Origin of the sequence: Streptomyces morookaense (assembly GCF_013030945.1) — a bacterium.
GTDB lineage: Bacteria > Actinomycetota > Actinomycetes > Streptomycetales > Streptomycetaceae > Streptomyces > Streptomyces morookaensis.
Genome location: NZ_JABBXF010000078.1, coordinates 1 through 10,607 on the forward strand (window position 1 = coordinate 1; position 10,607 = coordinate 10,607).

At 71.0% G+C, this 10,607-nt stretch carries 11 protein-coding genes; 6 read left to right on the plus strand and 5 right to left on the minus strand.

The features are described 5' to 3' along the window. Together HG542_RS27405 and HG542_RS27410 are read right to left on the minus strand one after the other, a co-directional pair. Positions 1-870: glycosyltransferase (locus HG542_RS27405; RefSeq protein WP_171086008.1), on the minus strand; the 870-nt coding region annotated here is incomplete at its 3' end. A gap of 32 nt (positions 871-902) precedes the next feature. Continuing rightward, positions 903-1,718: a polysaccharide deacetylase family protein gene (locus tag HG542_RS27410; RefSeq protein ID WP_171086010.1), complete on the minus strand. Its 816-nt coding sequence runs from the start codon at positions 1,716-1,718 to the stop codon at positions 903-905. A 200-nt stretch (positions 1,719-1,918) separates the two neighbouring features. On the opposite strand from HG542_RS27410, the gene HG542_RS27415 reads away from it, so the two are divergent. Both HG542_RS27415 and HG542_RS27420 read left to right on the plus strand, forming a co-directional pair. After that, positions 1,919-2,608: a response regulator transcription factor gene (locus tag HG542_RS27415; RefSeq protein WP_229922752.1), complete on the plus strand. Its 690-nt coding sequence runs from the start codon at positions 1,919-1,921 to the stop codon at positions 2,606-2,608. 20 nt (positions 2,609-2,628) lie between these two features. Further along, positions 2,629-4,188: a sensor histidine kinase gene (locus HG542_RS27420; RefSeq protein WP_171086014.1), complete on the plus strand. Its 1,560-nt coding sequence runs from the start codon at positions 2,629-2,631 to the stop codon at positions 4,186-4,188. A 47-nt stretch (positions 4,189-4,235) separates the two neighbouring features. Here HG542_RS27420 and HG542_RS27425 read toward each other — a convergent pair whose 3' ends face one another. Beyond that, on the minus strand, positions 4,236-4,868 hold the full coding sequence (locus tag HG542_RS27425; protein WP_171086016.1) for a TetR/AcrR family transcriptional regulator: 633 nt from the start codon (positions 4,866-4,868) through the stop codon (positions 4,236-4,238). A gap of 181 nt (positions 4,869-5,049) precedes the next feature. On the opposite strand from HG542_RS27425, the gene HG542_RS27430 reads away from it, so the two are divergent. The 4 genes from HG542_RS27430 to HG542_RS27445 all read left to right on the plus strand — a co-directional run bounded on the left by HG542_RS27430 (position 5,050) and on the right by HG542_RS27445 (position 7,958). Continuing rightward, on the plus strand, positions 5,050-5,424 hold the full coding sequence (locus HG542_RS27430; protein ID WP_171086018.1) for a hypothetical protein: 375 nt from the start codon (positions 5,050-5,052) through the stop codon (positions 5,422-5,424). Between the two features lie 68 nt (positions 5,425-5,492). Then, complete coding sequence (locus HG542_RS27435; protein ID WP_171086019.1) at positions 5,493-6,446, plus strand: alcohol dehydrogenase catalytic domain-containing protein; 954 nt, start codon at positions 5,493-5,495, stop codon at positions 6,444-6,446. A 68-nt stretch (positions 6,447-6,514) separates the two neighbouring features. Further along, on the plus strand, positions 6,515-7,021 hold the full coding sequence (locus HG542_RS27440) for a hypothetical protein (RefSeq protein WP_171086022.1): 507 nt from the start codon (positions 6,515-6,517) through the stop codon (positions 7,019-7,021). Between the two features lie 211 nt (positions 7,022-7,232). Further along, positions 7,233-7,958 carry a Pr6Pr family membrane protein gene (locus HG542_RS27445; protein ID WP_171086024.1) on the plus strand — a complete coding sequence of 242 codons (726 nt, stop codon included), beginning with the start codon at positions 7,233-7,235 and terminating at the stop codon, positions 7,956-7,958. Between the two features lie 27 nt (positions 7,959-7,985). Here HG542_RS27445 and HG542_RS27450 read toward each other — a convergent pair whose 3' ends face one another. Then, a complete protein-coding gene (locus tag HG542_RS27450; protein ID WP_171086026.1) occupies positions 7,986-10,316 on the minus strand; it encodes an Orn/Lys/Arg family decarboxylase in 2,331 nt (776 codons plus the stop codon). A gap of 45 nt (positions 10,317-10,361) precedes the next feature. Next, the gene (locus HG542_RS27455) at positions 10,362-10,520 is read right to left on the minus strand and encodes a hypothetical protein (protein ID WP_227722977.1); all 159 of its coding nucleotides are present in this window, start codon (positions 10,518-10,520) and stop codon (positions 10,362-10,364) included. Positions 10,521-10,607: the final 87 nt, after the last annotated feature.

Consider the following 10,607-nt stretch of genomic DNA (forward strand, 5'->3'; position numbering starts at 1 on the left):
CCGGTCGGAGGCGGAGACGGCGATGGAGGCCTTCGCCAGCTCGGTCTCCAGTGCGCCGACGTGGTCGTTGAGGAAGACGTGGCGGTTCAACTCGAGGTTGTCGATGAGGGTGGCCAGGCTGTTTCTCTCGTTGCCGGTGGTGTCGCCTCTGCCGAAGATCCGTAGCTGCCAGTCCGGGTGGGAGGCGACGACGTCGGCGAAGGCCTTGATGAGGAGGTCGTAGCGTTTCACCGGGATGAGCCGGCCCGCGGCCACGACGACCTTGCCGGTGTGCTCGGCCGGCCTTGCTGCGGTGGCGGGGACACTGTTCGCAATCGCCTGCACCCGCACGTCGGGCAGGCCGAGTTGCCGGTAGGCGTGTGCGTCGGCTTCGGTCACGGTGGTGAGTGCGTCCAGCAAGGGGTAGCGGTGGCGTATCTCATGGCGCATGCGCCGTCCGTGGCCGGAGAGGGTGAGGTGTTCCTGACCCACTCTGATGGCGGCGGGGTGAGCCTGCCGGGCGATGTGCACGTTCAGTCCCGGTCTGGTGCCGACGATCACGTCTGTCTCCAGGCGGGACAGATGGCTGCCGATGCGTTCGTCCGTGAGCCGGCTGTACTGCCGGTGACGGCCGTCCGCGCGGGGAAAGACGCGGGCGGGCTGCGCATGGCGCGGGTCGTCGCCGTCGTAGTGCGCCGAGTTGCGGCGCAGATCCACCAGATGTGCCAGCCGCACCCCCGGTGGTGCGCCCATGGCCGGCGTCTCGCGGTAGCGGAGGACCGAGACGATCTCCACGTCGTGGTGGACGGCCAGCGCGGCGGCAAGGTTGAACGTCGATCTGATCGTGCCGCCGAAGGTGTAGGCGTTGTGGAGCAGGAAGGAAATACGCATGTGTCTGCATCTCCGGCTGGCTGGTGGGGCGGTCAGGGGTGGTAGACGGTGCCGGGACGCGGACCGGCCGGGGCCAGGAGCTGGGAGACGGTGACGAAGGTGTACCCGCGGGCGCGGAGTTCGTCGATGATCCTGGGGACGGCGGGGACGGTGCCGTCGTAGATGTCGTGGAGCAGGACGATGCCGTCACGGGATGCCTGGTCGAGGATGCGGTCGCCGATCAGGCGGCTGTCGGTGGTGGCGTAGTCGCTTGCGGTGGCACTCCACAGGACCTGGGACAGGCCCAGTGAGCGGGCGACCGACCCCACCGTCTTGTTCGTGCCGCCCTGCGGCGGTCGCATCAGGGCGGGGGCCTTGCCGGTGATCTTTTCGATCGCTTCCTGGGTGCGGTCGAGCTCGTCGCGTATCCGGTCGGGGGTGAGATCGTCGAGTCGCTGGTGGGTCCAGGTGTGGTTGCCGATCTCGTGGCCTTCGGCTGCTTCCCGGCGCACCAGGTCGGGGTGGGCAAGGACATGTTTCTCGCCCAGGAGGAAGAAGGTCGCGTGCACTTCCTCGGCCTTGAGGATGTCCAGGAGTTCGGCGGTGTGGGGCCCGGGGCCGGCGTCGAAGGTCAGCGCGATGCACTTCGCCTTCCGGCAGTCCGCCGATTCCTCGCGGGTGTTGCTCGCGAAGGCCGCTGCAGCGGGTGCGCTCCCGTCTGCTTGCGCGCGGGCCTGGGCCGGCGTGACGCGTTGCTGCCCGCATCCGGTCACCAGGGCTGCCCCCGAGACGAGGCACAGCGCCGCGGTCACGGCTGGACGCCACCGGGCGGGGCCACGGCGGCTCGGATGGAGGGGCGGGCTCGGCATGAGGGCAGCTTTCTGGGTGATCAGGGCGTGGGGACCGGCGCGGAACGGGCCCGTCGAGCCCTGGTCGGCTGTGAACAGGCGGGCCTCTGTGTCCGGTGCGGCCTGGAGACAGAGCGTGCATGAAACAACCCAAAAAGGACCTCAAGAACCTGAAGATCGTCTTCAGGAAAAACGGCACGCGACATGAAAGGCTCGACCGCGTGAAAGGCGTACTGGTCGTCGAGGACGATCCGCAGCTCGGGCCCGCCCTGCAGCGCGGCCTGACCGCAGAGGGCTACCACGTCGAACTCGTCCGCGACGGAAACACCGGACTGGAACGAGCCCTGACCGGCGACCACGCGGTCATCGTGCTGGACATCATGCTCCCCGGCCCGAACGGCTACCGGATCTGCTCCGCCCTGCGCGCCGCGGGCCTCGACACGCCCGTGCTGATGCTGACGGCGAAGGACGGCGAGTACGACGAGGCGGAGGGCCTGGACACCGGTGCCGACGACTACCTGGTCAAGCCGTTCTCCTCGGTGGTCCTGCTCGCACGGCTACGGGCCCTGCTGCGCCGAAGCACCACCGCCGTGACCGATCGATCCCTGCTGCGCGCCGGCGACCTGTGGGCGGACGTGGCCTCGCGCCGCGCGGGCCGGGGCGCCGTCGAATTCGCCCTGACACCGAAAGAGTTCGCGATCCTCACCTGTCTGCTGCACACGCCCGACCGCCCGGTGTCGAAGGAGGCCATCCTCGACGAGGTCTGGGACCCGGCCTACACCGGGGGCACCGCCATCGTGGAGGTCTACATTTCCGCACTGCGCAAGAAGGTCGACGCCCCCTTCGCCGCCCACAGCATCGAGACCGTCCGCGGATACGGCTACCGCCTCACCTCCCGCGATCAGCCGTGACGGCCGCCCGGCAACGCCCCTTGCGCCGCGCACCGGCCCTGCTTCGCGTCCTGCCCGGACAGGTGCGCATCGCCCTCGTGGCGGGCATCGCCGCTCTCGTGCTGTGCGGCACCGGGGCGTGGTGGCTGTTCCAGCACGTCCGCACGGTCGCCCACCGGACGACGGACAACCGGACATTCGAACTGTCCGTTCAACTCGCCGCCCAGGCAGCCGCCGGCAAAGAAGACCTCCGCGACCCCGTGCTCAACTGGCCACTCATCGAGGTCGACCGGGCAGGCCGCACCATTGCCGCAGCAGGCGGCACCCAGGACCTCACCGACCTGAAGGCACTGCTCCCCCCGCCCCCTGCCCAGCCCCAGCACCGGGCAACCGGCAGCCCGCAGCGGGGCAGTGTCCACGTCGGCGCGGTCGACGAACGCGACCACGCCCGCTTCCACCGTTCCGACGGAACGTTGAAGCCGCCCTCCAGCAGCGGCACCCCCGACCAGCAGAAGGCGCTCTTCGCCCACCAGCAGGCCCACGATTTCGCACACCGCACCGTCACCGTCTGGGCCACCGCCGTGCACACCCCCACGAACGCGTGCCGCCTGCCCACCGAAGCCGACGGATCGTGCCGCTCCACCCTCTACGTCCTCGTACCCCCCTACTACGCCGAGCTGGCCACCGCTCCCTTGCGCACCCCGCTCATGACAGGCGTCCCACTGGCCGCGCTGCTGGTCGCCGCTCTCGCCTGGGCCGCCGCACGCCGCTCCCTGCGCCCGGTCGAGGCCATCCGGCAGGAAGTCGCCGAGATCACCGACACCAGCCTCGACCGCCGGGTCCCCGTCCCCGACGCCCGCGACCCCGTCCGCCGCCTGGCGCTGACCACCAACACCACGCTGGACCGGCTGGAGACCGCCGTGGAACGCCAACGCCGCTTCGTCGCGGACGCCTCGCACGAACTGCGCTCCCCCGTCGCCGCCCTGCGCTACGAACTCGAAACCGCGCTCGCCCACCCCGACAGCATCGACGTGCAACAGGCACTCCACGACGCCCTCACCGCCACCCGGCGCATCCACACCCTCACCGAAGACCTGCTCCTGCTGGCCCGGCCCGACCACCCCGCCGCCCACTCCCTGATCGACCTGGCCGGCCTCGCCGCAGAACTCGTCCACGAGTACGAGCACCACGGGCACCCCGTCTCCCTGCGCAGCAGCCCCGACCAGGCCCCCGTCCGCGGCGACGGTGCACAGCTCCACCGGCTGCTGCGCAACCTCCTCGACAACGGCGTCCGGCACGCGCGCACCGCCGTCGTCCTGGACATCACCGGCGACGGTCGAACGCACACCGTCACCATCCACAACGACGGCACGCCGCTCCCCCCGGACGCGTACGAGCACATCTTCGAGAGGTTCACCCGCCTCGACGAGGCCCGCGCCCGCGACACGGGCGGCAGCGGCCTCGGGCTCGCCATCGCCCGCGATATCGCCGAACGCCACCACGGCACCCTCACCGCCCGCTCCGACCACCCGCGTCCCGGCACCACCTTCACGCTGACGCTCCCGGATGCATCGGTCCGCGCGGACACTTCCCCTGCGTGATCAGCACGGCCTTCGCCCCGGTGAGCATCGGGGCCGGGGCCGTGCCGTCAGGCCCGTACCGGCTCGACCGTCGCCGCGCGGAGGTGATCGATGCCGGAATCGAGCGCCGCCTTCAGGTACATCGAGTCGCCCGTGGACATCAGCATGGCCACGCCACCCTGGATGCCCGCCAGCAATGCGGCGGCCGTCCGGTCCGCATCGAGGGCCGGCGACACCAGGCCGTTGTCCTGGAGAGCGCGCATGCCGTGGGCGAGTTGCTCCTGCCATTGGCGCATCAGCTGCGTCACGATCGCACGGGCGCCCGGGCGTAATCGCCCGACCTGAAGGAACAGTGCCCCCAACGAACAGTGGTCGCCCTGGCGTTCATACCGTTCCACCACCGCGTCCCGCCACTGCTGCCAGGACTCCCACGAGTCCAGGCTCCCCAGGTGCGGCTGCTGGTCCTCCAGGACACGGTCCGCCTCGAACTGGGCCACTGCCAGCAGCAATTCGTCCTTGCCGCCGGGGAAGTAGTGGAAGAGCTGGCTCTTGCTCGTGCCGGTACGGCTCCGGATGTCGTCGAGCGTGGTGACGGCGACCCCTCGCTCGCGCAGCACCTCGGCCGCCCCTTCGACGATACGGGCCCGCGTGGCGCGGCCTTTTGCGGTCGGTGCGTCTTTTGCGGTCGGTGCGTCGGACATCTGGTCTCCTGCCCCCGTTTCCCTGGACTTGCGGGCCCACTTTACGGCGCGGGATGCCCGCACCCGTCTGGACTTGCCGGTCCATTTTTCGGGGTGCACAGTGGTCCGCGCGCCCCGAACTCCTTCCGACCGGAAAGAAGTTGAGCGGACACGCAGGACGCGCAGGAAAGGAAGCACACTCATGGCCTTACTCAGGAAAAAGCTCCTGACCGGCGGCGCCATCGTCGCCTCCGCGGCCGCGCTGACGGTGAGCATGGGCCTCGCCCAGCCCGCCGCCGCGACCGACTTCCCCAACGCGCCCGTGGTCTATTTCGCCACGGGCCAGGACTTGACCGGCAGACAGATGCCGGTCGACATAAGCAACACCGATTGCCGGACCCTTCCGGAGCCCGCGAGGTCCGCGGTCAACTTCACCGCCGCCAATATCCAGGTGTATTTCAACCACGACTGCCGGACGGGGCTTCCCGACCGGCCCAGCGACCTGTCCTTCGGGCTCGGGAGCCTGCACTGGGGCAACTTCCCCTACCCGGCCCTGAGTTACCGGGTCGTCCGCTGACCGGTGGGAGACCGTCCCTGACGGCCCCCGGCACCGGATGCATGGACGAGCGGGCATAGATTGCCCTCATGCGAACCGTGGTGATCGATCCCCGAGGGGCATTCCGGCTGGAGCGGCGTCCGGAACCGGTCGCCGGGCCGGGGGCCGTGGTGGTGCGGGTACGGGCAGCCGGACTCAACGCCGCCGACCTGCAGCAGGCACGCGGGGACTACCCGGCGCCACCGGGCTGGCCGGCCGACGTGCCCGGCCTGGAGGTCGCCGGCGAGGTCGAACAGACCGGACCCGGGGTCACGCAAGTCGCCCCGGGTGACCGGGTGATGGCGCTGGTCGGCGGTGGCGGCCACGCCGAGCGGATCACGGTCCCCGCCGACCTCCTCCTGCCGGTGCCGGAGGGCCTGTCGTGGGAGGAGGCGGCCGGCTTCCCGGAGGCTTTCAGCACCGCCTGGGACGCCCTGGTCACCCAGGCCGGCATCCGCGCCGGTGACCGGGTACTGGTCACCGGCGCGGCAGGCGGGGTGGGCACGGCCATGGTGCAGGTCGCCGCGGTCTCCGGGGCACACGCCGTGGCCAGTGTGCGACGGCCCGGACTCCACGGCCGGGTCGGAGCGCTCGCCGCCGACGGCAGGGTGGATGTCGTCACCCCGGACGAGGAAGCCGTGCACGCGCCGTACGACGTGATCGTGGAACTCGTCGGCGGCGAGGACTGCCTGCAGCGCGTCGCCCTGCTCCGCAGCCGGGGCACGATCCTGGTCGTCGGCGTCCAGGCCGGTGCCACGGCGCCGCTGCGGATGTTCGACCTCATGCTCGCGCGGGCCCGGTTGATCGGCACGACCATCCGCGGCCGCTCACCCGCCGAGAAGGCGCTCCTCGCCGCCACGGTGCGGACATCCGTGACACCGCTGCTGGCCCGGGGCAGGCTGCGTGTCCCCGTCGACGCGGCCTTCTCCCTCGACCGGTTCGCCGAGGCCTACGAACGCCTGGCGGGTCCGGGCAAGTTCGGCAAGGTCGTTCTGGTGCCTTGAGCACTGCGTGCACCGGCCGACCACGAAAGCCGTTCGACCCGGTGATCTGCCGAAGCCGGAATGGGAGCATGTCGTCGGTCGAACAAGCAGCCTGCACGCTTCAGGACCATGCCGTCCTCTGGAGCCTCCGCGAAATCCCGGCAGCGGATGTCGTATCCGCTGCCTGTGACGCCCTCGTTGCCGGCCTCGACAGTCCTGCGTTGCAGACCCTGGCTGCCTGCACGCGCGCCGAAGCGGACTACGACGTCCCGGACCTGCTGCCCCCAGCGCTCGATGAACTGGGCCTCACCTTCTACCCGGCCGGCAGCATCGCCGGCCAGGAAGCCGCGGCGCGAGCACTCGCGAGGCGGATGCCGACCGGCGCGCTGACGCCGTCGGACCTGGTATTCCGCATCCACCAGCGCTTCGGACACGGACTGCCTCCGACCCGACGGCTCGCCGCGTTCGACGACGAGTACCGCATCCTCGAATACGGCGACAGAACGCCCGCGCACATCGACGCCGACGTCACCGCCGAAGCTCTGCGGCTCGCCCAGGCGCCGGCTCGGGCAGGAGCCGCGCCAGCAGGCTGCTGAACAGAACAGCTCGAGATTCGGTTACGGACGGATAACAGTGCCGGACCTCGTCCGGCGTCCCGGGCGCCGGACGTTCCGCACCCTTCCTCCCGAACGCCCTTGGGGCGGCGGCGATATCCGTAGGGTCGTCCCGGTCTGGCGTGCCGGCCCGCGCATCCCGCCCCGGTCGGCGACTGGATCACCCCCACCGCCTCACCCGTACCGTGGACGGATGATCGAACCGTCCTCCACTCGTAGCCGCCTCACCGGCACGACGAGCACCGCAGGTGTCCCGGCGGCAGCCGTCGTCCCGCTGCACCGCCGTCCCGTCGCGGCGGTCTTCCGTGCCCTCGTCTCCCTGGCCGCGCTGACCGGTGTCGCCTTCGACGTGACCGACTCGCACGACCTCGGGCGGCTCTTCAGCTACTTCACGGTCCAGTCCAACCTCCTGATCGCACTCGTCTTCGCCTGGTCCGCCCACCGTGCCTGGACCGCCCGGCCCGCCCTCTCCCCCAGGGTCACCGGCGCGGCCCTCCTCTACATCTGCATCACAGGCGTCGTCTTCCACTTCGTGCTCGACAACGCCTCCAGCGGGTTCTCCATGACCGCCCAGCGCACCCAGCTGGAATCGATCGCCAACCAGCTCCTCCACACGGTCACTCCCATCGCCGCCGTGCTCGACTGGCTGCTGCTGACCGCACCGGGCCGCTTCCGGTTCGTCTTCGCGGCGCAGTGGCTGCTCTATCCGCTGCTCTACTTCCCCTTCGCCCTCGTCCGCGGCGCCCTCCTCTCGCCCGGCACCGACGGCCGCTACCCGTATCCGTTCCTGGACGTCGACCTCCACGGCTACCTCGGCGTGCTCGGCAACGCCGTGGTCTTCGGCCTGGCCTTCTATGTCCTGGGGCTCGTGGTCTTCCTGGTCGACCGTTTCCGGCCGGGGCCGCGTGTCCGTCCGTAGGAGGCGGCTTCGCGACTGCGCCCCCGCTCACAGGCGCTCCGGCCGTACGCACTCGATCCGGTAGTCGCCGGTGGCGGCGTCCACCGTGACGCCGTGCGTCTCGCTGCCGAAGCCGGGGAAGGCGCGGTCGAAGGACTCCAGGGCGCGGAGATAGCGCAGCAGGGGCCCGTCGGCGGCACCGGTCGTTTCCCCGGGCATCAGCACGGGGATCCCGGGCGGGGTGACCGTCACCATGGCCGCGGCCACCCGGTCGGCGGCGTCGGCGATCCGCACGCGCTCGGTGCCGGAGCGGATCAGCTGCTGGTAGCACCACTGCGGCGGGACGACCGGCCTCGGCAGCTGCCGGAAGGCGGTGTCCAGCAGGGTGACCAGATCGCTCCCCCGCAGGTGGTCGTGCATCGACTGGCACAGCTCGTCCAGGGTCATGCCGTCGTAGCGGCGGGGGTACGCGCGGAGCAGGCCGGGCAGCACGTGGCCGAGGGGCGTACGGGCGTCGTGGAGCGCCTTGAAGTCCGTCAGGGCGTCCAGGAGCGTTCCCCACTTGCCCTTGGTGATGCCCATGGAGAAGAGGACGAGCGTGCTGTATGTGTCGGTCTTCTCCACCAGGATGCTGCGCGTCTCCAGGTAGGCGGTGAGCACCCGGGCGGGGACGCCCCGGTCCTGCCACCGGCCCGCGGCGTCGACACCCGGGCAGGTGAGCGTCACCTTGACCGGGTCGAGCAGGCAATAGCCCTCGGTGAGCCCCCGGAATCCGTGCCATGCGGCATCGGGGCCGAGCTGCCAGCATTCGGGCCGGGTGCGCAGCAGTTCGGCCGGCGCGTCGGCGAACGCGTACTGCTCGCCGGTCTCCGGATCGGTGACCGTCTCCGGCTGCCAGGCGCCGAAGAACCACTCCGGCCTGTCCCCGGCGGCCGCGATGCGCCGGGCGGTACGGACGACCGCCTGCCGGAAGCGGACGGCCTCGGTGACCGCCTCGTCGATCAGCCAGTGGCCCTGTGGGCCGTCCATCATCCCGGCCGCGACGTCGAGCGACGCGATGGCGGGGTAGAACGGCGAGGTGGTGCCGTGCATCATGGCGGCCTCGTCGAAGCGCTCGGGCTCCACCGGGGCCCTGGGCGAGGACCTGACATGCACCATGGCGCCCTGGGACAGCGCGGCCAGCAGCTTGTGCGTGGACTGGGTGGAGAAGACCGTCGGGCGCTGCGGGCCGGGGAAGGTGTCGGGGCCGACGGACATGCCGTAGCGGCCCGCGTAGAGCGGGTGGAAGCGCGCGTAGGCGAACCATGCCTCGTCGAAGTGCACCCGTGGTGTGCTGGCCGCGAGCTCCCGGGCGACCTGCACGGCGTCGTAACAGAGCCCGTCGTACGTGGAGTTGGTGAGCACCGCGTACTCCGCGTCCGCGGAGAGCGCACCGTGGGCGAGGGGGTTTCCGGCGATACGGTCCGCGACCGCTGCCGCGGCGATCCCGGCCGGGGGCAGGGGACCGGCCAGGCCGTAGCCGTTGCGGGTGGGGACGAGGTAGACCGGCCGGGCACCGGACAGGACGAGGCCGTGCAGCACCGACTTGTGGCAGTTGCGGTCCACCAGGGCGATCTCGTCCCGGGAGACGCAGAAGTGGCCCACCATGCGGTCCGCGGTGGAGTTGCCGTGGAGTACGAAGCAGGTACGCTCGGCGCCGAAGATGCGGGCGGCGTTGCGTTCCGCGTCCCCGATCGGGCCCGAGTGCCCGAAGAGGGAACCGAGTTCCTCGACGGAGATCGACAGGTCGCTGCGGAAGAGCCGCTCGCCGAAGTAGTCGAAGAAGGCCCGCCCCACGGGGGACTTGAGGAAGGCGACGCCTCCGGCATGTGCGGGCGTGTGCCAGGAGTACTCGTGGGCCTCGTCGAAGCGGCGCAGCGCCTTGAAGAACGGCGGGAGCACGGCCTCCCGGTAGGCGTGCGCCGCCGTGGCGATCCGGCCGGCGATGAACGCGGGGGTGTCCTCGAGCGGCCAGACGTAGCCGACGACCGCCTCCGCCACCCACAGCGGCAGGCGATCGAGGTCCTCGTCGGCCTCCTCCGTCATGACGAGCAGGACGGGCAGGCCCGTGAAGCGCTTGCCGATCCGGCGCAGCACCGCCGCACCGCCCGGCTCCGCGCCCTCGCCGCCCCCTCCGTGCGGCAGGTCCCAGGCGACCACCGCAGCCGCCAGACCCGCCTCGGTGCGCAGGACGGCGCGCGCGTCGGTCTCGGTCCGCGCCCAGCGGACCTCCAGGCCATGGCCCTCGACCGCCCTGCTGATCCTGCGCAGTTGGTCGCCTTCGCCGCCCTGGTGCGACGGGTCCTCGCGCAGCGCGAACAAAATGGTGCCGTCTGCCATGTTTCCCCCTGATTTGTCGCGGCTGTGTGGTGATCTGTCGGCCGGTCAGTGACGGGGCCCCGAGGCGGAGCGGGGGCGCAGGAGCACGGCGGCCAGGATGGCCGGTGCGGTGATGAGCAGGGTGAACATGACCAGCGAAATCCCGGACGAGGGTGGCCTGTTCACGGCTGCGGAGGCGTGGCGGTAGCCCGGGTGAAGGTGCACCGGCGGATGCGCGGGCGGGCGGGAAGCCGGTGCCGAAGGGGACGGGGAAGGGGAAGGGGGCGGTGCGGTCGGCAGGTTGGGGGCAGG